17 protein-coding genes, 1 tRNA gene and 1 pseudogene are annotated in these 23,332 nt (G+C 70.6%); 14 read left to right on the top strand and 5 right to left on the bottom strand.

What is annotated here, in order from left to right; translation table 11 throughout:
• Positions 1 to 148: 148 nt before the first annotated feature.
• On the bottom strand, positions 149 to 1,801 hold the full coding sequence (locus tag ACFV2X_RS04170) for a beta-N-acetylhexosaminidase (RefSeq protein WP_385611140.1): 1,653 nt from the start codon (positions 1,799 to 1,801) through the stop codon (positions 149 to 151).
• A gap of 126 nt (positions 1,802 to 1,927) precedes the next feature.
• Here ACFV2X_RS04170 and ACFV2X_RS04175 point away from each other — a divergent pair, with 126 nt between their 5' ends.
• The 3 genes from ACFV2X_RS04175 (at position 1,928) to glmS (ending at position 5,126) form a co-directional block, all read left to right on the top strand.
• Complete coding sequence (locus ACFV2X_RS04175) at positions 1,928 to 2,881, top strand: DUF4429 domain-containing protein (RefSeq protein ID WP_385611143.1); 954 nt, start codon at positions 1,928 to 1,930, stop codon at positions 2,879 to 2,881.
• 67 nt (positions 2,882 to 2,948) lie between these two features.
• Positions 2,949 to 3,224 (top strand): hypothetical protein, encoded by a 276-nt coding sequence (locus tag ACFV2X_RS04180; protein ID WP_385611145.1) that lies wholly within the window; start codon positions 2,949 to 2,951, stop codon positions 3,222 to 3,224.
• Positions 3,225 to 3,284: 60 nt separating this feature from the next.
• Entirely contained in the window at positions 3,285 to 5,126 is a 1,842-nt protein-coding gene (glmS, locus tag ACFV2X_RS04185; protein WP_385611147.1) for a glutamine--fructose-6-phosphate transaminase (isomerizing), read from the top strand.
• 307 nt (positions 5,127 to 5,433) lie between these two features.
• On the opposite strand, the gene ACFV2X_RS04190 is transcribed toward glmS, so the two are convergent.
• Positions 5,434 to 5,955: a universal stress protein gene (locus ACFV2X_RS04190; protein ID WP_089506941.1), complete on the bottom strand. Its 522-nt coding sequence runs from the start codon at positions 5,953 to 5,955 to the stop codon at positions 5,434 to 5,436.
• A 450-nt stretch (positions 5,956 to 6,405) separates the two neighbouring features.
• On the opposite strand from ACFV2X_RS04190, the gene ACFV2X_RS04195 reads away from it, so the two are divergent.
• From ACFV2X_RS04195 to ACFV2X_RS04210, 4 genes are all read left to right on the top strand, one after another.
• Positions 6,406 to 6,732: a hypothetical protein gene (locus ACFV2X_RS04195; RefSeq protein ID WP_385611150.1), complete on the top strand. Its 327-nt coding sequence runs from the start codon at positions 6,406 to 6,408 to the stop codon at positions 6,730 to 6,732.
• Positions 6,733 to 7,170: 438 nt separating this feature from the next.
• The gene (locus ACFV2X_RS04200; protein WP_385611152.1) at positions 7,171 to 8,469 is read left to right on the top strand and encodes a helix-turn-helix domain-containing protein; all 1,299 of its coding nucleotides are present in this window, start codon (positions 7,171 to 7,173) and stop codon (positions 8,467 to 8,469) included.
• A gap of 5 nt (positions 8,470 to 8,474) precedes the next feature.
• Entirely contained in the window at positions 8,475 to 9,083 is a 609-nt protein-coding gene (orn, locus tag ACFV2X_RS04205) for an oligoribonuclease (protein WP_385611154.1), read from the top strand.
• Positions 9,084 to 9,190: 107 nt separating this feature from the next.
• Positions 9,191 to 9,263: transfer RNA gene (locus ACFV2X_RS04210), tRNA-His, on the top strand.
• Between the two features lie 82 nt (positions 9,264 to 9,345).
• Here ACFV2X_RS04210 and ACFV2X_RS04215 read toward each other — a convergent pair.
• Positions 9,346 to 9,576, bottom strand: coding sequence for a hypothetical protein (locus ACFV2X_RS04215; protein WP_385611157.1), 231 nt, complete (start codon positions 9,574 to 9,576; stop codon positions 9,346 to 9,348).
• A 23-nt stretch (positions 9,577 to 9,599) separates the two neighbouring features.
• Positions 9,600 to 9,902 carry a hypothetical protein gene (locus ACFV2X_RS04220; RefSeq protein ID WP_385611159.1) on the bottom strand — a complete coding sequence of 101 codons (303 nt, stop codon included), beginning with the start codon at positions 9,900 to 9,902 and terminating at the stop codon, positions 9,600 to 9,602.
• A 142-nt stretch (positions 9,903 to 10,044) separates the two neighbouring features.
• Between ACFV2X_RS04220 and ACFV2X_RS04225 the strand changes: the two genes are divergently transcribed.
• From ACFV2X_RS04225 to ACFV2X_RS04245, 5 genes are all read left to right on the top strand, one after another.
• Positions 10,045 to 11,631 carry a N,N-dimethylformamidase beta subunit family domain-containing protein gene (locus tag ACFV2X_RS04225; RefSeq protein ID WP_385611161.1) on the top strand — a complete coding sequence of 529 codons (1,587 nt, stop codon included), beginning with the start codon at positions 10,045 to 10,047 and terminating at the stop codon, positions 11,629 to 11,631.
• A gap of 93 nt (positions 11,632 to 11,724) precedes the next feature.
• Positions 11,725 to 13,161, top strand: a complete 1,437-nt coding sequence (locus ACFV2X_RS04230) for a hypothetical protein (protein WP_385611164.1) — start codon at positions 11,725 to 11,727, stop codon at positions 13,159 to 13,161.
• A 180-nt stretch (positions 13,162 to 13,341) separates the two neighbouring features.
• Positions 13,342 to 15,843, top strand: a complete 2,502-nt coding sequence (locus tag ACFV2X_RS04235; protein WP_385611167.1) for a glycosyltransferase — start codon at positions 13,342 to 13,344, stop codon at positions 15,841 to 15,843.
• Between the two features lie 44 nt (positions 15,844 to 15,887).
• Complete coding sequence (locus tag ACFV2X_RS04240) at positions 15,888 to 16,268, top strand: hypothetical protein (RefSeq protein ID WP_385611170.1); 381 nt, start codon at positions 15,888 to 15,890, stop codon at positions 16,266 to 16,268.
• On the top strand, positions 16,265 to 17,314 hold the full coding sequence (locus tag ACFV2X_RS04245) for a glycosyltransferase family 2 protein (RefSeq protein WP_385611173.1): 1,050 nt from the start codon (positions 16,265 to 16,267) through the stop codon (positions 17,312 to 17,314). Before ACFV2X_RS04240 ends, ACFV2X_RS04245 begins: the two co-directional genes overlap by 4 nt.
• 66 nt (positions 17,315 to 17,380) lie before the next feature.
• Here the strand turns inward: ACFV2X_RS04245 and ACFV2X_RS04250 are convergent, their stop codons facing one another.
• Positions 17,381 to 20,317: a glycoside hydrolase family 48 protein gene (locus tag ACFV2X_RS04250; RefSeq protein WP_385611175.1), complete on the bottom strand. Its 2,937-nt coding sequence runs from the start codon at positions 20,315 to 20,317 to the stop codon at positions 17,381 to 17,383.
• A gap of 432 nt (positions 20,318 to 20,749) precedes the next feature.
• Here ACFV2X_RS04250 and ACFV2X_RS04255 point away from each other — a divergent pair.
• Both ACFV2X_RS04255 and ACFV2X_RS04260 read left to right on the top strand, forming a co-directional pair.
• Positions 20,750 to 21,760, top strand: a pseudogene (locus ACFV2X_RS04255) (glycoside hydrolase family 5 protein); the annotation flags it as partial.
• Positions 21,757 to 23,157 (top strand): glycoside hydrolase family 6 protein, encoded by a 1,401-nt coding sequence (locus ACFV2X_RS04260; RefSeq protein ID WP_385611177.1) that lies wholly within the window; start codon positions 21,757 to 21,759, stop codon positions 23,155 to 23,157. The pseudogene ACFV2X_RS04255 and the gene ACFV2X_RS04260, both read left to right, overlap by 4 nt.
• Positions 23,158 to 23,332 lie beyond the last annotated feature (175 nt).

Consider the following 23,332-nt stretch of genomic DNA (forward strand, 5'->3'; position numbering starts at 1 on the left):
TCTCCGGGCGCGCCCCCCTCCCTGGCCCGCGGGTTCGGGCCGGCGCCCTTTTGGGCCCCCGCGCCCCCCCGCCCCCCCCCCCCCGGCCCGGTCAGCCCCCGCGGGCTGACCGGGCCTCGCGTGGTCTGACGGCTCGGCGTGGCGCGGCTCAGCGCGTGGGCCACGGCACCTGGGGCGAGCGGTAGTAGTCGATGCCGAGCGCGTCCCAGCGCGGACCCTGCGCGGCCAGCCGCATCCGGTACCCGGCCCAGTCGTGCGTGGCGGCCGGGGACCAGCCGAGCTCGGCGATGCCCGGGAGCCGGGGGAAGGCCATGTACTCGAGGTGCGCGCTCGTCGACAGGGTCTCCGTCCACAGCGGCGCCTCGACCCCGAAAACCGAGGACGCAGGCGCGCCCTTGATATACGCGCCCGGGTCCCAGTCGTAGGACTGCCGGGCGTCCACCAGCCCGGCCCAGTCCTGCCCCAGCGGGGTGTCCTTGTCGTACTTCATGTCCAGGTAGGCGCGGTTGGCGGGCGAGAGGATCAGCCGGGTGCCCGCCCTGGCGGCGTCCGCGACCTCCTTCTCGCTGCCGTCCTGCCCCCAGTACTGGGCGATGGCGCCCTTGGCGGGCCGGGCGCCGGTCAGCTGGTGCCAGCCGATCACCGTCTTGCCGTACTTGGCGACGAGCGGCTGGACCCGGTCCATGAAGGCCACGAAGTCCTCATGGCTGGTGGAGTGCGCCTCGTCGCCACCGATGTGGAGATAGCGGCCGGGGGTGAGCGCGGCGACCTCCCGGATCACATCGTCCGCGAAGTCGTACGTCACCTCCTTGGGCGCGCACAGCGAGCTGAAGCCGACCTCGGTGCCGGTGTAGAGCGGGGGCGCGATGCCGTCGCAGTTCAGCTCGGCGTAGGAGGCGAGCGCGGCGTTGGTGTGGCCCGGCATGTCGATCTCGGGGACGACGGTCAGATAGCGGCTCGCCGCGTACCGCACGATCTCCCGGTAGTCGGCCTTGCTGTAGAAGCCGCCGGGCCCGCCGCCGACCTGGGTGGAGCCTCCGTACGCCGCGAGCCGCGGCCAGGAGTCGATGGCGATCCGCCACCCCTGGTCGTCCGAGAGATGCAGATGCAGCGTGTTGATCTTGTACAGCGCCAGCTGGTCGATATACGCCTTGACCTGGCCGACGGTGAAGAAGTGCCGGGACACGTCCAGCATCGCGCCCCGGTAGGCATAGCGCGGCAGATCGGTGACGGTGCCGCCGGAGACGGTCCAGGGGCCTGACTGCCGGGTGTTCCGCTCGACCGCGGCGGGCAGCAGCTGCCGCAGGGTCTGCACGCCGTGGAACAGCCCCGCGGGCCCGCGGGCGCTGATGGTGATCGCGCGCTGGTTCACCTCCAGCCGGTAGCCCTCCGTCCCGAGGCCGCGCCCGCCGGGCGAGGTGCCGAGGAGCCGCAGCCGGATGGCGTCGCCGCTCCGGCCGGGCGCCGTGCTCCAGCCCGCGGTGACCGGCAGCCGGTACCCGGTGGAGGGGCGCAGCACGCCCGCCAGATAGTCGCCCACCTGGCGCGCCGCGCGGGAGCCCGGGGCCACCTGGATCCGGGTGTGCGGGCCGATCGTGTACGGGGTCTTCGCGGGCCGTACGGAGGCGGGCGCGGGCACGACCCGGTCCAGCGGCACCGGCCGCGCCCCGGCGGCGGAACCGGGCGCCGCTGGGCCTGCGGCCGGATCGGATGGGCTCGCGGTGGCGGCGGTGCCCGCTCCCGCCGCCACGGCGAGCAGCAGGGAGCACAGGAGGCTGAGGCGGATCCGACGTCGTCCCACGGCGTCCCCTTCGTCAGGTGGACCAGTTCGTCAGGTGGACCAGACCTTCATCCTGGGTACCGCGAGACCGAATTGAGGTCAAGGTCCAGACCAATCCGGGCCTGTCGACCTGTCAGAATTTCCGCCATGGCGGAACTCACCCAGCGCGACGGAACATGGAGCTTCGACGGCGACGCCGTGCGGATCGTCCCCGGCCGGGACAAGCGAGTGAATCCGGTGCGCCAGGCCCTCGGCGAACTCGCGGTGCCGCTGGAGGCGTTGGCCGGTATCGCGTACGAGCCGGGGCGCCGGACCGGGCGGCTGCGGCTGAAGCTGCGCGAGGGCGCGGACCCGCTGTTGCAGGCGGCGGGCGGCGAGCTGCCGGACGCCGCCGACCCGTACCAACTGCCGGTGGAGTCCGAGCGCGCGGGCGTCGCCGAGTACTTGGTCGACGAGGTGCGCCAGGCCCTGCTGCTGGAGCAGGTGGACTCCGGACCGTGCGACCGCTATCTGCTGCCGGGCCCCTCGGTGCCGCTGTCGGCGTCGGCGGGCGACGGCACGGTCTTCTTCGACGGCGAGCAGATCCGCCTGGAGTGGAACTGGAAGACGGAGCAGGCGAAGAAGTCGGGCGGCCCGCGGGTCTTCCCGGTGTCGGACATCGAGGCGGTGAAGTGGAGCCCCGCCAAGGGCCTGGAGAACGGCTACCTCCGCTTCGCCCTGATCAAGGTCCCGACCTCCGCCCCGCCCAAGTACGACCCGTACGCCATCGTGATGTACGGCCTGAAGAGGGACCCGCTGATGGCCCTGGTCGCGGCCGCGGTCACGGCCCGGCTGCCGCACCCCGCCGGGCTGCCGGAGCCCGCCGACGCGGTCCCGGTGCCCGCCGACGCCGTCCCGGTGGCGCTGACCAAGGCCCCCGCCGCGCTCGCGGCCGGGACCGGACACGACGGCGACGGCGACGGCGGCCAGCGTGAGGCGGATCACGACGCGCTGCTGCGCCGGCTGCGCGAGCTCGGCGAGCTGCGCCGCGACGGGGTGCTCACGGAGGAGGAGTTCACCACCGTCAAACAGGCCGTGCTCCGCCGTTTTTCTCGTCACTAACCCCCACCCCTGCCCGATATCGGGCAGGATTCTTGCGAAACGGGACGGCTCACCGCAGTATCTACGAGTGCTCGATCGCCGTACGTCCCACGATGACCTCATCGGCCACCTGGTACGCAGCACGCCGCTCAGCCGCGGCGAGGCCGCCCGGGTGGTGCTGGACGTGCTGGCGTACTTCGACGAGACGACAGAGGAGTTCGTCCGCCGCCGCCACCGGGAGCTGCAGTCCGGCGGGCTGACGAACGCGGACATCTTCGAGCGGATCATGGCCGAGCTGCCGCACCGCGCGGTGGCCCCGCCCGATCTCTCGCTGCGCCAGCTGCGCCGCATCGTCTACGGCTGAACCGTCTACGGCCGAGCCGAGCACTCATGAGCGACCCAACAGGGAGGGCCTGACACCACCATGTGCGGAATCGTTGGATATATCGGGAAGCGCGATGTGGCGCCGCTGCTGCTGGAGGGCCTTCAGCGCCTGGAGTACCGCGGCTATGACTCGGCCGGGATCGCGATCCACGCCAAGCCCGCGAAATCAGGGCAAGCGGCGCAATCCCCCGGGCTGAAGACCGCCAAGGCCAAGGGCCGGGTCCGCGAGCTGGAGGCCAGGCTCCCCAAGCGCTTCGCGGGAACCGTCGGCATCGCGCACACCCGCTGGGCCACCCACGGCGCCCCCAACGACATCAACGCACATCCGCACCTGGACGCCGACGGCAAGGTCGCCATCGTCCACAACGGCATCATCGACAACGCCGCCGAGCTGCGCGCCAAGCTCACCGCCGACGGCGTCGAGCTGATCTCCGACACCGACTCCGAGACCCTGGCCCATCTGATCGGCCGCTCGCAGGCCGACACCCTGGAGGAGAAGGTCCGCCAGGCCCTCGCCCTGGTCGAGGGCACGTACGGCATCGCCGTACTGCACGCGGACTTCCCCGACCGGATCGTCGTCGCCCGCAACGGCTCCCCCGTGGTGCTGGGCATCGGCGAGAAGGAGATGTTCGTCGCCTCGGACGTCGCCGCCCTGGTCAGCCACACCCGCCAGGTGGTCACCCTCGACGACGGCGAGATGGCCACCCTCAAGGCCGACGACTTCCGTACGTACACCACCGAGGGCTCCCGCACCTCCGCCACGCCGACCACCGTGGAGTGGGAGGCCGAGTCGTACGACATGGGCGGCCACGACACCTATATGCACAAGGAGATCCACGAGCAGGTCGACGCCGTGGACCGGGTGCTGCGCGGGCGGATCGACGACCGCTTCGCCACCGTCCGCCTCGGCGGGCTCAACCTGGACGCCCGCGAGGCGCGCGGAGTGCGCCGGGTGAAGATCCTCGGCTGCGGCTCGGCCTACCACACGGGTCTGATCGGCGCCCAGTTGATCGAGGAGCTGGCCCGCATCCCCGCGGACGCCGAGCCCGCGAGCGAGTTCCGCTACCGCAACCCGGTCGTCGACCCGGACACGCTCTACATCGCGGTCAGCCAGTCCGGCGAGACATACGACACCCTGGCCGCCGTCCAGGAGCTCAAGCGCAAGGGCGCGCGCGTGCTCGGCGTCGTCAATGTCGTCGGCAGCGCGATCGCCCGCGAGACGGACGGCGGGGTGTACGTCCACGCGGGCCCCGAGGTGTGCGTGGTGTCCACCAAGTGCTTCACCAACACCGCCGTCGCCTTCGCCCTGCTGGCCCTCCACCTCGGCCGGATCCGCGATCTGTCCGTCGCCGACGGCAAGCGGATCATCGCCGGGCTGCGGCGGCTGCCCGAGCAGATCGCGGAGGTGCTGCGCGGCGAGGAGGAGATCAAAAAGCTCGCCGCGGAATATGCGAATGCGAAGAGCATGATGTTCGTCGGCCGAGTGCGCGGCTACCCGGTGGCCCGTGAGGCCTCCCTGAAGCTCAAGGAGGTCTCCTACGTCCACGCCGAGGCGTACCCGGCCTCCGAGCTCAAGCACGGCCCGCTGGCGCTCATCGAGCCCGAGGTGCCGACCGTCGCCGTGCTGCCGGACGACGATCTGCTGGAGAAGAACCGCGCGACGCTGGAGGAGATCAAGGCACGCAGCGGCCGGATCCTGGCCGTGGCGCACCAGGAGCAGGAGAAGGCGGACCACACGATCGTGGTGCCGCGCAACGAGGTCGAGCTGGACCCGATCCTGATGGGGATTCCGCTGCAACTCCTCGCGTACCACACGGCGCTGGCCCTCGGCCGCGACATCGACAAGCCGCGTAACCTGGCGAAGTCCGTCACGGTGGAATAACCGCCCGTCAGGCGGGCTCGCCGCGTGACTGCTCGGCGGTCCCCCGCGTGTGCCACCACGCACGCGGGGGCCGCCTCCCCTGTGCCGGCGTCGCCCTTACGCCGGCAGGTGAGCCGCCGGCGGGAACCGTCACTTCCCGGCCGACGGCACGCTGACGCACGCCCGTTCGCTCGGTTTGTACCCGTCACAAACGCACAATCCACCTCTACGCACGGGTAGGTTTGGCGTTTGTCAAGCCGGACTTGGCGCCATCTGCCCGGCGGTCAAAGGGAGTTGAGGGTGTCTGGTTTCCAGCGATCCCCAACGCTCAGGGAATGACCACCACGGGCCGCTGCGCCCGGCGCGCCAGCCGCCCCGCGACCGAGCCGAAGATGCGCCCCACCAGACCGTGCGTGGAGCCGACCACGATCGCGTCGGCCGCGTACTCCCGGCCGACCTCCTCCAGCTCATGGCAGATGTCCCCGCCCCGCTCCACCAGGATCCAGGGCACCTCGGCGAGATGGTCGGCGCAGGCCAGCTCCAGACCCAGCACCTCGGTGCGGTGGTCGGGCACGTCGACGAAGACGGGAGGCTCACACCCGGCCCATACGGTCGTCGGCAGCCGGTTGGCCACATGGACGATGATCAGCCCGGAGCCGGAGCGCCGGGCCATGCCGATCGAGTACGCGAGGGCGCGCTCGCTCGACGTCGAACCGTCGAATCCCACCACGACGCCGTGCTGGAACGCCGGATCGCAGGAATGACGTGATTCTTCCGCCGCTTCGGGGTGCGCCATGTGATCGGCGACCCGCTTGCGGTCCGCGGGTTCGGGGATTTCGTGACCGGCCATCGGTGTCTCGGCGAAGGAAGTCCTCGTGAGGAGGGAACGGCGGGGGCTGGGGGTTGCGGTTGTCGGGGACGGCGGCTCGCCGGCGCTCGGGGGAGCGTATCGAACGAACCGAATCCGTCCGGGATTCATCTTTCCAAGCCCTTACCCCTAAGGGTACGGCGCCACTCCCCTCCTGCCCAGAGAGCTCTTGGACGGCGAACCGCCCGAGGCGTTCCACGGAGCATGCCGGAGGGCGGCCCGTAACGCAATGCCCCAAGTGGTCCCGACCGTGCCGATGTGCGGCTCCACCGGGTGACCCGAGTGAGCCTCTAGCAAACCCTGAGTCTTCGTGGGGCGTACACCGAGCGGACGGTTCGCAGTGACCCCGACGCCCGCTCGGCGTTGTAGTAGCCGCGCGGTGATCGCGCACCGCCCCGGCCCCCCGTCCGCCGCCCTCCGAGGAGCAGATACGTGCCCGCCACCGTCGAGTACGACGCGCCCCGCGAGGGCCGTGACCACCCCGCCAGAACCCCGGCCGGGGAGGCGGCGGACGAGGTGATCCGCTGGGGCGCGTTCAGCTGCGCCCTGGTGCCCGTCGTGCTGCTGGTGTGCGGTTCGCCGTTCGGCGCGGCGGTCGGCGCCGCCGTCGGACTTGCCGCGGTCACCGCCGTCTGCCGGGCGCTGCTGCGCCGCTGTGAGCGCACCGCCGCCAGGCTCGCGGGAACGGTCGTCAGTCCACATCGTGGACGACATGGGCGGACCGGAATCGGGGCGCACAGGGGCGGCCGACGCGGCTGAGAGCGCGCTCCGTAGCGCTCCGGGTACACAGTGGTGAGCGTCACCGCAGGGGTCGTACGCCCGGCGGAGGACCCTTCCGCACGTCTGCGCCCACTTCTTTTCAGCCAACTTCCCGTCAAAGTTCTTTCCTTGGCAAACGCTCGCCCCAACCCCCTCCGACCAGCGAGGAAAGGGGTATGAGCGGGCTCTACCCCCTACGCGAAGTGGGTACGAGGGCTAGGCGTACTTCACAGGGAGGCCCACGAGTGCAACGCTTCGTGATCGAATGCTTCCCGCCAAGTTGTCATGTCGACATAGTGGCGGGTGGTGAACTGGTCACGGCGACCACACGCGACACAGTAGATTCGATCTTGGCCATGACCGGCGGGGGAACCGTTCAGGACCGAGGGGAAACGTGCAGGACCGAGAGGACGCGACCACCGAGGGGGGCTTAGTTCGATGAGCCAGGACTCCACGACCGTACCGGAGACCTCGCGCAAGCTCTCCGGACGCCGGCGACGAGAAATCGTCGCGGTGCTGCTCTTCAGCGGCGGCCCTATCTTCGAAAGCTCCATCCCGCTCTCCGTCTTCGGCATCGACCGTCAGGACGCCGGAGTCCCGCGGTATCGACTGCTGGTGTGCGCGGGCGAAGATGTGCCACTGCGAACGACCGGCGGACTGGAACTGACCGCACCATACGGCCTGGAGGCGCTGTCCCGGGCCGGCACCGTCGTCGTACCGGCCTGGCGGTCGATAACCCAGCCGCCACCGACCGCCGCGCTCGACGCGCTGCGCCGCGCGCATGAGGAGGGCGCGCGGATCGTGGGCCTGTGCACCGGGGCCTTCGTACTCGCCGCCGCGGGGCTGCTGGACGGCCGCCCGGCGACCACCCACTGGATGTACGCGCCGACGCTCGCCAAGCGCTATCCGTCCGTCCATGTCGACCCACGCGAGCTGTTCGTGGACGACGGCGACATCCTGACCTCGGCGGGCACCGCCGCGGGCATAGACCTGTGTCTGCACATCGTGCGCACCGACCACGGCGCGGACGCCGCGGGCGCCCTGGCCCGCCGCCTGGTCGTCCCGCCGCGCCGCAGCGGAGGGCAGGAGCGCTATCTGGACAGGTCATTACCAGAGGAGATCGGCGCGGATCCGCTCGCCGAGGTCGTGGCGTGGGCGCTCGAGCATCTGCACGAGCAGTTCGACGTCGAGGCCCTGGCCGCCCGTGCCTATATGAGCCGGCGCACCTTCGACCGCCGGTTCCGCTCGCTCACTGGGAGCGCTCCACTGCAGTGGCTGATCACCCAGCGGGTGCTGCAGGCGCAGCGCCTCCTGGAGACCTCCGACTACTCCGTCGACGAGGTCGCCGGGCGCTGTGGCTTCCGCTCCCCGGTCGCGCTGCGCGGACACTTCCGGCGGCAGCTGGGGTCCTCCCCGGCCGCCTACCGGGCCGCGTACCGCGCCCGCAGGCCGCAGGGCGGCACCCCGGACCGTCCCGAGCGCCTGGAGCGGGGCGACCGGCTGGAGCGGGCCGAGCTGGGCGAGCAGCGGCCCGGTGAGCACTCCATGCCGCTACGGCGCCCGGGTGCGCCGCTCGCCCACCCGGCCCACCCCCATCACGCTCCGCATCCGCACGGCGGAGCCGATCTGGGCAAGCCGGAGTCCGACGCCTACGCCCCGCGCCTGCCCGAGCAGGCCACCGGTCGTGCGCCCGGCCGCCCGACCCTGCCCGGCCAGCGGGAACGCCCCGTAGGGTGAGGCGTATGAACGATCGCATGGTGTGGATCGACTGCGAGATGACCGGGCTCTCGCTGTCGGACGACGCGCTTATCGAGGTGGCCGCGCTGGTCACGGACTCCGAGCTGAACATCCTGGGCGAAGGGGTGGACATCGTTGTCCGGCCGCCCGCTCAAGCGCTGACCACCATGCCCGAGGTGGTGCGCGAGATGCACACGGCCTCCGGACTGCTCGCGGAGCTGGACGGCGGGACCACGCTGGAGGACGCCCAGCGGCAGGTCCTGGCGTACATCCGCGAGCATGTCCCGGAGCCGGGCAAGGCCCCGCTGTGCGGAAACTCGGTCGGCACCGACCGCGGTTTTCTGCTCCGGGACATGCCCGAGCTCGAGAGCTATCTCCACTACCGGATCGTCGACGTCTCGTCGATCAAGGAGCTGGCCCGCCGCTGGTATGCGCGCGCCTACTTCAACAGCCCGAAGAAGAACGGCAACCACCGCGCCCTCGCGGACATCCACGAGAGCATCGCGGAGCTGCGCTACTACCGGGAGGCGATCTTCGTCCCGCAGCCCGGCCCGGACTCGGACACGGCCAAGTCGATCGCCGCGAAGCACGTCCTCCCGGCCCGGCAGTCGTGACGCTCTTGCTCCCGGCTGCTTCCGGCCCGGAAAAGCCGGGAGCGAGCACCCCCGCGGACCCTGTACACTTTTTCTCGGCCGGTGCGGAGCGGAAAGCGCCGGTCATGGTGGGTATAGCTCAGCTGGTAGAGCACCTGGTTGTGGTCCAGGATGTCGCGGGTTCGAGTCCCGTTACTCACCCTGAATGACTGAGGGCCTGACCTGCGCAAGCGGGTCAGGCCCTCAGTCATGTCAGCAGCCGCTGGCCGTATCGGCAGCCGCGTCACCCCTTCGGGGTCGGATGTCGTACGGCCTGCTTCACCGCGGCCTCGATCTGCCCGCGCGGTGTGCCCGCCTCCTGGGCGTGCGCGGTCACCGCCGCCTGGATCTCGACGGCGGCCTCGTACCAGCGCTTCCATTGCGCCTCGCGCTCGTCGCCGTCGAGCCCGGTGAGCTTGGCGCGCTCGGCGTCCGCGTTCTGCTGGAGGGTGATGAGTCTGTCGGGGATATCCACGCGTTGGATCATATGTCCGACGCTCAGGATCTCCAGCGGTGGTGGTGGCGGGTCTCACCGTGCTCCTTGCCCCGGCCCCGTCCGGACGGCCGCCACGACGTCCAGGTGAACTTGTCGCCGCCCACCCAGCGGACGACGTCCGGGTCGTCGAGGTCGGCGTCCTCCATGCCGATCAGGCGGGCGATCTCGATCACATCCAGGACCGAATGCGCCTTGCCGATCACCTCCCCGGCGACCTCGATCAGACGGAACGGCGGGTCGTTCGGCTGCACCCCGAGCACCACGATCGGCGGCAGGTGGACGCGCGGGCTCTCGCTCTCGGTCATATGTCCACGCTGCGGCCCCCGCCGCGGCTTTGCACCTCGAACCGTCCCGGCCGGCCGTCGCCGGTTCGGCCGCCCACCGGTCGCCCGGCCCCGGGCGCCCGCTCAGGATGGCCGCAGGGGCACGGCGGCCGGGACGGGTGCGATGGACGACGAGGCGATACGCGACGACAGACGTGACGGACGCAACCTGGGGCGCAGAGGTTTCCTCGGGGCGGTGGGGGCCGCCGGGGCGGCGATGGCCGGGTGCGAATCGTCGGGCGGTGGGGAGCACGGCAGGGCGGCCCGCCCTTCCAAGGCCCTCCAGCGGGCCGTGGACGCCGAGCGGGCCAAGCCCGGCAGCGCGGACTGGCGGATCCGCTCGGTCGGGCCTCAGGACGCCGTAGAGGGCTATACGGACAAGGTGAGCGTGGTCCCCGGCGAGGGGTTCGGGCTGTATGTGTCGACCACCGCGCCCGGCTTCCGTGTGTCGGCGTACCGGATGGGCTGGTACGGCGGGGCGCAGGCGCGGCTGATCTGGCGTTCGGGCCGGCTGCCCGGCCGCCGGCAGAACCCGCCCGTGCTGATCGACGCCACGCGTACGGTCCAGGCGGACTGGAAGCGCACCGTCCGGGTCCGCACCAAGGGCTGGCCGGAGGGCGCGTATCTGCTCCGGCTGGACGCGGACAACGGCCACCAGCGCTACATCCCCCTCATCGTCCGCTCCGAGAAGGCCGCGGGCCGGACCCTGCTGATGCACGTGGTGGCCACCTGGCAGGCGTACAACACCTGGGGCGGCTTCAGCCTCTACCAGGGCCAGGACGGGGCGTACGGGACGCGCTCGCTGGCCGTCGGCTTCGACCGGCCGTACGACGGCAACGGCGCGGTGAAGTTCCTGTTCTACGAGCGGGCGCTGGTCGCGCTCGCGGAACGGCTCGGCATACCGCTGGCCTACACCACGGGCGTGGACGTGCACCGCGATCCCGGTGTGCTGCACGACGCCGCGGCGGTGATATCGCTGGGCCACGACGAGTACTGGACCCCGCAGCAGCGCCGGTACGTCACCCACGCCCGCGACACCGGGACCAATGTGGCGTTCCTCGGCGCCAACACCTGCTTCCGCCGGATCAGGCTGGAGCGCGGTCCGGGCGGCGCGGACCGCACGGTGGTCTGCTACAAGACCGCGTACCACGACGACCCGTATCTCGCGAGCCGCCGCGACCTGGTCACCACCGACTTCCGGCAGCCGCCCGCCGCCGACCCCGAGTCCTCGCTGACCGGTGTCTTCTACGAGGGCTACCCGACCGACGCCCCGTACGTCGTGCACACCCCCGGCCACTGGGTCTTCGCCGGCACCGGGGTCCGGCGGGGCGACTCCTTCGCCCATCTCGTCGGGGTGGAGTACGACCGGGTGACCCCGGGCGAGCCCACCCCGGAGCCGCTGGAGATCCTCGCCCACTCCCCCCTGGTCTGCAACGGCCGGCACAGCCACGCCGACTCCGCGTACTACACCGTCCCGAGCGGGGCGGGCGTGTTCGCCACCGGGACGATGCGATGGGTCGAAGGGCTCATGGCGGGGACCCGCGAGGCCGGGCGCAACCACGGCATTGACGCGCGGACCGGCGCCTTCGTCCGGCGCACCACCGAGAATCTGCTGCGCGCCTTCGCGGCGGGCCCCTGCGCGGAGCACCGGCCGAAGCCCACGGACAACGTGGCGGCCGTGTATCCCGGGGTGTCGCGCGTGCGCACATGAGGCGTGTTCATTTCTCATCCCATCTCCTCGAAACCTCCCGGCCTCCTCCCCAACGCCCGTATGGTGCGCGGGACTTGTCAACGGGAGGCTTCCATGCGGAGAACACATAAGGCCCGGCACGGCGCGCTGCGCCGCCGGGCGCCATGGATCGGTACGGCGGTGGCCGCGGCACTCGGAGCCGGCGCGCTGCTGTTCACCAACGCCACATCGCAGGCCGCCGTGGCCGACAACCCCGGCGCGCTGAAACCATTAACGACCTCGGCGGAGTTATCGAAGCTCACGCTGACCCAGCGCAAAGTGGCCGACACCACGATCGCCGAACTCGACCGGCGGCTGCCCAACGTGGGCGTGGACACCGTGCTGAAGAGCGCCAACCACACCATGCCCACCCCCACCTCGAGCCCGGCCTGCCGCGCCTCTGAGAAGGCCGCGCTGCCGGTGAAGCCGAAGGCCACCGCGGCGTACTGCTTCACCACCGGTGACGCGCTGGCGCAGAGCTGGCTGCCGCAGTCGGTCACCTCCTCCGGGGACGCGGACGACGACGGCGCCTGGGGAGCGAACAAGGTCATCCTCTCCGGCTGGACGCACAACGACCACCTCTACGACGAGTACCCGGGCGCCGAGCCCGCGGCCGACCGTGGCCTGGCCCGGGTGGCCTTCATCGACGCCAACACGCCCGGCGCCTTCAAGTACCGCTGGGTGCTGCTGACCGTGCCCACCGAGGGCGGCGCCAACTTCGCGAAGCTGGGCTCCCACCTGGGCGGCATGGTCTGGTACGGCGACAAGCTCATCGTGACCGCGTCCAACGGCGACTCCAGCCAGAACGCCCTGTACGTGTTCTCGATGAAACACATCCTCCAGGCGACGGTGAGCTCCACCGCGATCGGCAAGGTGAGCGGCGGCTACTCGGCCCACGGCTACCAGTACCTGATGCCGGCCATCGGCTCGTACGGCCTGAGCGGGAAGTGCTCCTCGGCGAACGACGACGGCGTCCCCTGCTTCGCGTCCATCTCGCTGGACCGCTCCACCACGCCGCACCGCCTGGTCGCCAATGAGTGGTTCTCCTCGGGCGGGACCCAGCCCGCGCGGCTGTTCCGGTACGACCTCGGCCCGACGGACGGCGCCATGCCGCTGGCCGTGAACGGCTCCGGGAAGGCCCTGGCCGCCGACGCGTACGAGACCAAGGCGGTGGGCGTCCAGGGCACGCTGTCGTACCAGGACGACTCGGGCGGCAAGCGCTGGTACGTGCCCAGCGCCCGGGGCGGGCCCGGGCAGCACGGCATCATGTGGCGCCAGGACACCGCCAAGACGACCGCGACGACCTGCTCGGGCACCGACCTGGCCGGCGCATGCTGGGCGAAGCACTCCGAGTCCATGTCGCTGTGGTGGAGCACCAAGACGGTGTGGTCGGTCACCGAGTGGGCCGCCGACGCCAAGGGGCGCTGGCAGGACCCGACGTCCAGCGGCTGGCAGGACCGGGTCGTCCCCGAACGGGTGCTGTTCGCCGTGCCCTTGTCCTCGCTCGGCTGACCACCGTCGAACCGGGTCGCCCCCGAACGGGTGCTGTTCTCCAGCCACTGCCCTCGCTGTGCCGACCAGCGGTCAGCAGGGGCTTTGCCGCCCGGTCCGGCGCATGCGCTGGGCCGGGCGGGTGATGTAGCGCCACCGCCACGCCACCCGGCCGATACAACGCACGGACATACTGCACGGATGTCCGAGAAGCATGGCATTCCGCCTCTGATCCACCAGACCTGGAAGAACAAGGACGTTCCGCACGAGTGGCGGGACTGGTCCGAGTCCTGGCGCCGGCACCATCCCGACTGGGAGTACCGGCTGTGGACGGACGCGGACAACCGCGCGTTCCTCGAAGAACACTACGCGTGGTTTCTGCCCGTCTACGACGGCTACCGGGAGCCGATCAAACGGGCCGACGCGATCCGCTACTTCCTCCTCGACCACTTCGGCGGGCTCTACGTCGACATGGACTTCGAGTGTCTGCGCCCGATGGCCGGGCTCTTCGCCGGGAAGGAGCTCGTTCTCGGCCTCGAACCGGAGGCCCACACCCGACTGCCGGTGAGCCGCCGCAGCGGTATGCGGCGCATCGTCTGCAACGCGTTCATGGCCTCGCGGCCCGGCCATCCGTTCTGGGCGCATGTGCACCGGCAGTTGGTGGGCGCCCACACCAGGTCCGGCCCGCTGGACGCGACGGGCCCGTTCTTCCTCACCCGCGCGGTCGACAGCGCCCCCGAGGGCTGCTCGCCCACGCTCCTGGCGGCCGACACCGTGTATCCCAAGCTGAGCCCGACCGCCGCGGAGCTGTGCGGGCCGCGGGAGGTCGACCCGGAGCGGGCGCATGCCGTGCACCACTGGTCGGGCAGTTGGAGCCGGGAGGGCTCCGGGGCTACGGGATCCTCGACCGGCCGTAAGGTCAGCTTCTGGACGAGCCAGGATCTGCAGCCCTGCGCCCACGGCACGGTCGATCTCGACGCCCAGCGCCGACGGTGGGCCGCGGGATCGCCCGCGCCGACGGTGTCCTGTCTGATGGTCACCAAGGACCGGCTGCCGCTGGCCAGGCGGGCCATCCGGTGCTTCCTCGCCCAGACCTACACCCGCGCGGAGCTGGTCGTGGTGGACGACGGCGCGGACACCGCCCTCGAGGACCACGTACGCGACCTCGCCGACGAGCGGATCCGGCTGCACCGGCTGCCACCGGAGGGACGGACGCTGGGCGAGCTGCGCAACATCGCGGTGGACCTGGCCACCGGGCCGTACGTATGCCAGTGGGACGACGACGACCTGTACGACCCGGAACGGCTCGAAGTGCAGCTGGCGGCGGTCCTCGCGCTGGGCGCCACGGCGTGTTTTCTGGCCCGGGAGCGGCTGTGGTGGCCCGCGCGCCGCTCGTTGGCGATCTCCGGGGTACGGGTGTGGGAGGGCTCCATGCTCTGCGCGAAGGAGGCGCTTCCCCGCTATCCGGAGCAGCGGCGCGGCGAGGACTCCCCGGTCGCGGAGGCCGTGGTGCGCGGCGGACGGACGGTGTCCCTGGACGCGCCCGAGCTGTACACCTATGTGTTCCACGGGGCCAACACCTTCGACGAGCCGCATTTCACCAGCCTCCTCGACGCCGCGACCCAGCTGTGGCCCGCAGGCGGCGCCTACGCGGACCAGGTGTACGCGATGGCGGCGCGGCTGCCCCTCGACCCGGCGGACGTCCTGGAGGCGGAAACCGCCCCGGAAAACACCGCCGCCAACACCGCCGACCCGTTGGCTCGCGTCCCGCACGCGCGACGGACCGCCCCGGTGGACCTGCGCGCGGACGTATGCCCGGACGTACGCCCGGACGCGGAGGACACGGCGGACGCGGCGGAGCACCCCCCGCTGCTCGTCCTCACCCCCGTCAAGGACGCCGCCGCCTTCCTCCCCCGCCACCTCGCCAATCTGCGCGCCCTCGACTACCCGCGCCAGGCGCTCTCCCTGGGCCTGTTGGAGGGCGACAGCAGTGACGGCACCTGGCAGGCCCTCCAGGACGCCCTGCCCGCCCTGGAGGCGGACTTCCGGCGAGTCACCCTCGTACGGCGCCACTTCGGCCTCCGGCTCACCGGCCCGCGCTGGGCGCGGGGCGTCCAGCGGCAGCGGCGGTCGGCGCTGGCCATGGCCCGTAACCACCTCCTGTCGTGCGCCCTCGCCGACGAACGGTGGGTGCTGTGGCTCGACGTCGATGTGACGGAGTGTCCGGCCGATCTCGTCCAGCGGCTGCTCGCCGCGCGTCAGGGGATCGTCGTCCCGCACTGCGTCACCGAGCCCGGTGGGCCCAGCTTCGATCTCAACACCTTCGTCCTGCACCCGGACGCCGACGCCCTGGACTGGGACCGCTGGCTCCGGGACGGAATCCTCCAGCCGCCCAGGGGGTTCGGCCGTAGCTATCTCGACGAGTTGCGCGGGCACGAGATGGTCCGCGTCGACGGGGTCGGCGGTACGGCCCTGCTGGTCCACGCCGATCTGCACCGCGACGGGCTGGTGTTCCCCGCCGTCCCCCACCGGCGGCTCATCGAGACCGAGGGGCTGGCCGCGCTGGCCCAGGACATGGGTGTCGGGTGCTGGGCGCTGCCCGGGGTGGAGGTGGTGCACCCCGCCCATTGGGGTGGTGGCCCGCTGAGCCAGGCAGGTGAAGCCGCCGTCGGTGGCGAATCCCGTGACATCGGGCGTCGTTAGCCCGATGTCCGTGGACCTCTGCGGCAAGAAATTAGGAGAATCACATGAATGTCGGCAAGACGGCCGTGCTGGTGACAGCGGCGGCCGGGGCGGTGGTCTTCGGTGGGTCGATCGCCGGGGCGATTCCGGGGGACAACCCCACCCAGCAGATCAACGACTGCGACTCCAGGAGCGGGGTGAGCGCCTCGGGGGCGGGGGCGGGGTCCCACTGCCTCAACTTCTCGGAGATCTTCGGCGACCCGCACGGCGTGGTGCAGCAGAACCACTGCGACTCCCGCGTCGGCGCCACGGCCAATGTCACCGTCCTCGCCCCCGCCGGCGGATCCGAGACGGGCTCGGAGTGCGCCAACATCGCCGCCTTCGCCCCACCGGAGTCCATGGCCGGCCGCCCCGGCACGTACGGCTACGGCCCCGGGCCCCGATGACCTCGGCACCGTCCGGCCCGGAACGCGGCCCCCTGGAGGCTGGAGCCCTCCCGGGGGCCGCGGCCGGCCGGCCCGGCGAGCACGCCCCGGACGGCGGGCACGGCTCGCCCGGCGGGCACGCCCCGCACGGCTCGCCTCCCGTGGTCTCGGTGGTGATCCCCTGTCATGACTACGGCCACTACCTTCCGCAGGCGGTGCACAGCGTGCTGGCCCAGACCTACCCGGACTGGGAGCTCGTCGTGGTCGACGACGGCAGCACCGACGACACCGCGGCAGTGGCCCGGTCGCTGATCGCCGACCACCCAGACCGCCGCATCCGGCTGCTGCGCCAGGCCAACGCGGGGGTCTCGGCCGCCCGTAACGCGGGCATCGCGGCCACCGTCGGCCGCTATGTCCTGCCGCTGGACGCCGACGACGTGATCGCCCCCACCATGCTGGCGCGGACGGTGCCGGTGCTGGACCGGAGGCCGGAGATCGCCATCGTCTCCACCGACGTCTCCGTCTTCACCGACGACGGCCTGCCCGCGCAGGCGCTTCAGCTCCCGGCGTACGACAAGGACCTGCTGCTGCGGCGGCTGATCATGTTCTACTGCTCGCTCTACCGCCGTGAGGTGTGGCGGACGGTGGGCGGCTACGCCGAGGACATGCGTACCGGGGAGGACTGGGACTTCTGGATCGCCTGCGCCGAGCACGGCTTCACGGCCCATCACCTCCACGAGGCGCTGTTCGGGGCGCGCAACAAGGACGACGGACTGCATGTGGAGGCGGCCGAGAACGACCTGGCGGTCCGCGCCAGGATCGTGGCGGGCCACCCGGGCATGTTCAAGCCGGTCACCCGGGCCTGGGCGCGGGCCGTACTCGCCCGGGACGAGCAGGAGTGCCTGGCCGACGACCGGGTGCCCGACGACATCCTCACCCGGGCGGCCGATATGGACCAGTTTCTACGGGTGGTCATGTCGCTTCAGCGCACCGCGCGGCTGCAGCACCGTCATATCCAGCGGCTGGAGCGGGCCCTGGCCGAACGGGAGATCCCGCTGCCCGCCTGAGCGCGGCGAGGGCGGGGCTCCGGAGGGGAGCCCCGCCCGTTGTGCGTGTGGGGGGTGCCGGTGGCGCTACTCGAAGAGATCCGCGTACGACCCCATCGCCAGCGCGATATCGGCCTGGGCCCAGAACCGGTGGTACGTAAAGCTCGGGACCGCCCCGCCCTTCAGATACGCCTCGACCTTGGACCAGGCCGGGTCGTTCTTGTAGAAGGACCGGATCGACATGAAGGTGGAGCTGGAGTCGACCTTGTCACCGTTCGGCATGGTGCCGGTCCAGCCGCTGGGCACATAGACCGGGTCGTCGAAGCGGTTGTAGTCGGCCCGGGTCTCGGGGACCGCGATGCCCAGGGAGTCCTGGTAGTTGTTCCACATGCCGTCCAGCAGGGCCTTCGCGGTGTCCCTGGCCTGGGTGTCGCCCGCCTTGGCGGCGTAGTAGGACAGGGTCTTGGCGTACGCGGCCGCCACGCCGACGTCGTTGGTGTAGTCCGCGACGGTGACGTGCAGGCTCGCGTTGGCGCCCGGGCTGGAGGCGTTCCAGGTGTCCGGCTGGCCGGACCACTGGAGGGTGGACGGAATCCGGTAGGTGCCGTCCGGGTTGATCGTGGTCTTGGACAGCGCCCACTTGACCCACTTGTCCAGGACCGTCTTGGCGGAGGCGTCACCGGTGCGGTTGTAGTACTCCGCGACGCGCTCCATGGACCAGGCCTGGAAGCCGAACCACTGGTTGGACGGCGGGTCGTGGTAGACCGGCTTCTCGTCGTAGTACATGCCGTAGAAGGTGGACGTGCCCGACGGCGGCGTGGCGTAGCGGCCCTGCCAGCTGTTGGTGGCGCCGCCCGCGATGGCACCCTCACTGGACTGCAGCCAGCGGTAGAACTCCAGCTGCCGCTTGAGGCTGGTGGACCAGTCGGCGGCGCCGGTGGCCGACTTGGGCTTCAGATCGGCGTAGTTGGCCAGCGCCCAGGCCGCCATCGGGTTCTGGTAGCCGCCGTGGGCGTGGCTGGAGCCGATGCGCCAGGACCAGCCCGCGGAGGTGTCGGTGGCGCCGCCCCAGGCGTAGTACCAGGACAGCAGGTAGTGGGAGCTGTTCTTGCCGCTGCCCGCCGCGCAGGAGGTCTCACCGACGCAGTTGCCGACCTTCTTGAAGTACTTGTCGTACATCGCGTAGCGCAGGTAGTCGCCCATCTTGGCGGCCTTGGCCACGTTGCCCGACACCTGGCTGCCCTTGCCCTGCGCCTTGGCCCACTCGGCAGCCCAGTAGGCGGCCTGGACCGCACGGGCGTCGGCGTCCGGGGCGTCGGTGAACTTCCACTGCTTGGAGTACGAGGCGTCGCCGGTGAACAGGTCCAGATAGCCGTTCCTGCCGCCGTACTTGAAGGTGTCGCAGGTGGGCTGGGTCACGGTCTCCCAGACCGACTCCTGCGGCCCGCGCTGGAAGGTGTTGACATAGCTCGGTCCGGTGTCGCTCGGCCCCGCCTCGCACTTGCCGGGGGAGTTGCCGTAGCCGTAGACGTTGTCGACGTCCTGGATCCAGTGCATGCCGTAGATGTCATCGGTGCCGTACGCGCTCTTCAGCTCGGCGGCGATGGGGTCGTTGCCGACCGAGACATTGCCGTTGAGCTGCGAGGGGTACTGGGAGGGCAGATCCCATTCGGGCGCGTAGGTGGCCGGCTTGGATGCGTTGTAGAAGCTGTTGGTCGGCTGGTCGGCGTGGGTGGGGATCATGTACTTCTCCATGGTGTCCCACGCGCTGTTGAACTTGGACCAGTCGCCGGTGACCTTGCCGTACATCGCCTGGAGCCAGATCAGATAGCTGTACGCCTCGGAGGTCGTCTCATGGCCGTGGTCGGGGGCCTCGACGATCAGGGTCTCCACCGAGTGGTACGGGATGCCCTCGGGCGAGAAGTAGCCGGCCCCCGGAGCGGTGATCTTGTTGTAGAGATCCAGGAAGCGGGCGTCGTACGCCTTGGAGGCGGCCAGCTGGGTGACGGTGACCTCGGCCTTGGTGTGGCCGGTGGCGGTGGCTGTGAAGGTCGCCGTGCCGGTGCCGGTGTTCGCGGCGGCGACGGTCACCTGCTGGGCGGTGTCCCAGTTGGTGGGTGTGAAGGTGAGGGTGGCGCCCGAGGAGACGGTCAGGCCGGTGACGCCCGAGGTGCGGGCGACGGAGACCGTGACGTTCGCGGACGGCTTGGTGGACAGCTTCAGCCCAAACGTACCGGTCTTGCCCTGCTGCACCCCGAGCTGGGCGGGGCTGGCGACGAGCGCGGGCCCGGCCGCCACGCGGATGCCGACGGGGGTGGACTCGGCGGACGCGCCCTGGCTGTCATAGGCCTTGGCGTAGAGCGAGTAGTCGCCCGCGGGAACGTCGGCGTAGTCGAAGGTGAACGGGGAGGCGGTGTCGGTGCCGAGGAGCTTGGTGTCGCTGTAGAACTCCACCTTGGTGACGGTCGCGCCGTCGGCGGCCGCGGCGGTGGCGGCCAGCGGGACGGTGCCGCCGGCGCTGAAGGTCGCGCCGGGGGACGGGCTGGTCAGCACGGCGATGGGCGGCTGGTGGGCGCCCGTGCAGCTGATGCCGTTGACGGCGAAGGTGGTGGGCGCGGTGTTGGTGCCGCTGTAGCTGAACTGGGCGCCGGTCGTGACATTGCCGCCCGCCGCGATCTTCGCGTTGTGGGCGGCGTTCTTGACGGTGACGGTCTTGCCGGACTGGGTCCAGGTGCCGTTCCAGCCGTTGGCCAGCTTCTGGTTGCCCGCGTAGTCGTAACTCAGGGTCCAGCCGTCGATGGCGTCCGCGCCGGGGTTGGAGATGGTGAGCTCCGCGGTGAAGCCCGAACCCCAGTCGTTCGTCTTGTAGTCGACGCCGCACTGGACGGCGGCGGCGTGCGCGGGGGCCGCGCCACCGGCGGCGGTCATGGCCACCGGGAGCGAGAGGGCGGCGGCCAGGGCGGTCACCAGTTGTCTCGTCCTCGGCCGCCGCGTCCCCGGAAGTCGCGTCTTCGGCCGTCTCATCGCCAGTCGGCGGATGAATGGTCGTGCCCCGGATAACGGCGAGCCTCGCTGTAGGCGCATCGGGGAAGTCCTCCTCGCGGGTCCGTGCGGGTGGGGGGCAGTGCGAACCAGTGGGAGCGCTCCCAAGGTTCGGGCGGACCCGAAGAGGTGTCAAGGCTTTGAACAAGATGAGCCCCTCGAACGTGTTCGACTGATAATTCTATGAACGCCTCTGTTGACATGTGCCGCACAGGCGTTACGGTCACTTCAACCAGTGGGAGCGGTTCCAGCAGTCAGCGCCACCTTCGGGTCACCCCGTCAGGCGCCTGGACTTCGAGGAGTCGCTCCATGCGAGCACCACCGCGCCTTTATGCCTTGGCGGCCACCGCGGCACTGACCCTCGCGGCCGCTCTGCTCCCCGTCGCGCAGGCGTCGGGGGCGGCCGCCGCCGCACCGCCGAAGCTGCACGCCTCGGGCAACAAGCTGGTCGACGAGAACGGAGCCACCCGCAGACTGCTCGGCGTCAACCGCTCCGGCGGCGAATTCATGTGCGTGCAGGGACGCGGCATCTTCGACGGCCCGGTCGACGACGCGTCCATCAAGGCCATCGCGGACTGGAAGGTGAACGCCGTCCGCGTCCCGCTCAACGAGGAGTGCTGGCTCGGTCTGTCGCATATCAACGCGGCCTACCGGGGCGCCAACTACATCAACGCGGTCAAGGACTTCGTGGCCCGGCTCGAAGCCCATGGCATCACCCCGATCGTCGAGTTGCACTGGACCCACGGCAAGTACACGGGCGGCGACAACCACTGCCCCGACACCGAGTACGCCACCTGCCAGAAGCCGATGCCCAACGCGCAGTACACCCCGGCGTTCTGGAGCTCGGTCGCCCAGACCTTCAAGGGCGACCAGGCCGTGGTGTTCGACCTGTTCAACGAGCCGTTCCCGGACCGCGCCACCACCGACCTGTCGGCGGCGTGGGCCTGCTGGCGCGACGGCGGGAAATGCCCCGGCATCGACTTCGAGGTGGCCGGGATGCAGGACCTGCTGGACGCGGTACGGGGCGCCGGTGCCAAGAACCTCGTCCTGATCCCGGGAGTCGCCTACTCCAACGACATGCGCCAATGGCTGACGCACAAGCCGAGCGACCCGGCGGGCAACCTCGCCGCCGCCTGGCACACCTACAACTTCAACACCTGCTCCAACGAGAGCTGCTGGAACGAGCAACTGACCCCGGTCATCGGCCAGGTGCCCTTCGTGGCGGGTGAGATCGGCGAGAACACCTGCTCACACGGCTATATCGACCGGGTCATGGCCTGGCTCGACGCCAAGGGCGCCTCGTATCTGGGCTGGACCTGGAACACCTGGGACTGCTCCTCCGGCCCGTCCTTGATCAGCGATTTCAACGGCACGCCGACCGGCTTCGGCGTGGGCCTCCGTGATCACCTGAAGGGATTGTCATGAGCCGCACAGCCTCACCCCCCACCCGCCACCGCAGGGCCGCCGCACTGGCCGGCTCCGCACTGCTGGCCGCCACCGCGCTGACCGTCTCCTCCCTGAGCGGCACCGCCGCCGCCCAGGTGGACAACGGCAGAGCGGCCGCCGCCAAGGTGGACAACCCGTACGCGGGCGCCAAGGTGTATGTGAACCCCGACTGGTCCGCGAAGGCCGCCGCCGAACCCGGCGGCAGCAAGGTCTCCAACCAGCCCACCGGCATCTGGCTGGACCGCATCGCCGCCATCAACGGCACCGGTGGCGCCCGCGGTCTGCGCGCCCACCTGGACACCGCGCTGTCCCAGTCGGGCGGCAGCCCCATGGTCGTCCAGTTAGTCGTCTACGACCTGCCCGGCCGCGACTGCTCCGCGCTGGCGTCCAACGGCGAACTCGGCCCGACCGAGATCGACAAGTACAAGACCCAGTTCATCGACCCGATCGCGTCGATCCTCTCGGAGTCGAAGTACGCCAACTCCAACCTGCGGATCGTCGCCACGGTCGAGATCGACTCGCTGCCCAATCTGGTCACCAACACCAGCGGCCGTCCCACCGCAACCCCGCAGTGCGACACCATGAAGGCCAACGGCAACTACGTGAAGGGCGTCGGTTACGCCCTGAACAAGCTGGGCGCCGTCCCCAACGTCTACAACTACCTGGACGCCGGCCACCACGGCTGGATCGGCTGGGACGACAACTTCAACCCCACCGCCCAGATCCTCAAGCAGGCCGCGACCGCCGAGGGCAGCACGGTCGACAAGGTGGCCGGGATCATCACCAACACGGCCAACTACAGCGCGCTGAAAGAGAACAACTACACCATCAACGACAGCGTCAACGGCAAGTCCGTGCGCGAGTCGAAGTGGGTCGACTGGAACCGCTACGTCGACGAGCTGTCCTACGCCCAGGCCTTCCGCCAGGAGCTGGTGAACGTCGGCTTCCCGTCCAACGTCGGCGCCCTGATCGACACCTCCCGCAACGGCTGGGGCGGCACGGCCCGCCCGGCCGGCCCCGGTGCGAAGACGGACGTGGACACTTACGTCAACGGCGGGCGCTACGACCGCCGGATCCACGTCGGCAACTGGTGCAACCAGTCCGGCGCCGGGCTCGGTGAGCGGCCCAAGACGGCACCCGCGGCCGGGATCGACGCGTACGTGTGGATGAAGCCCCCGGGCGAGTCCGACGGCGCCAGCTCCGCCATCCCGAACGACGAGGGCAAGGGCTTCGACCGGATGTGCGACCCGACATACACGGGCAACCCGCGCAACGGCAACAACATGTCCGGCGCGCTGCCGAACTCGCCCCTGTCGGGCCACTGGTTCTCGGCCCAGTTCCAGGAGCTACTGAAGAACGCGTACCCCGCGCTGTGACCCGCACGGGCCACAGCCGATAGACCGCACCAGGCACCCGCACACGACGGGGCCGGTGGACGCGCACTCGCGCTCCGCCGGCCCCGTCGGCATGCGGCTCCACCAGGTTTCTCCTTTGGTGACAATCTGTCGGAAACTGCATGCTTCTTGCGCAAGTAGGATCGAGCACCAACGA

It is taken from the genome of Streptomyces sp. NPDC059679, assembly GCF_042734105.1.
In the GTDB taxonomy this organism is placed as follows: Bacteria; Actinomycetota; Actinomycetes; order Streptomycetales; family Streptomycetaceae; genus Streptomyces.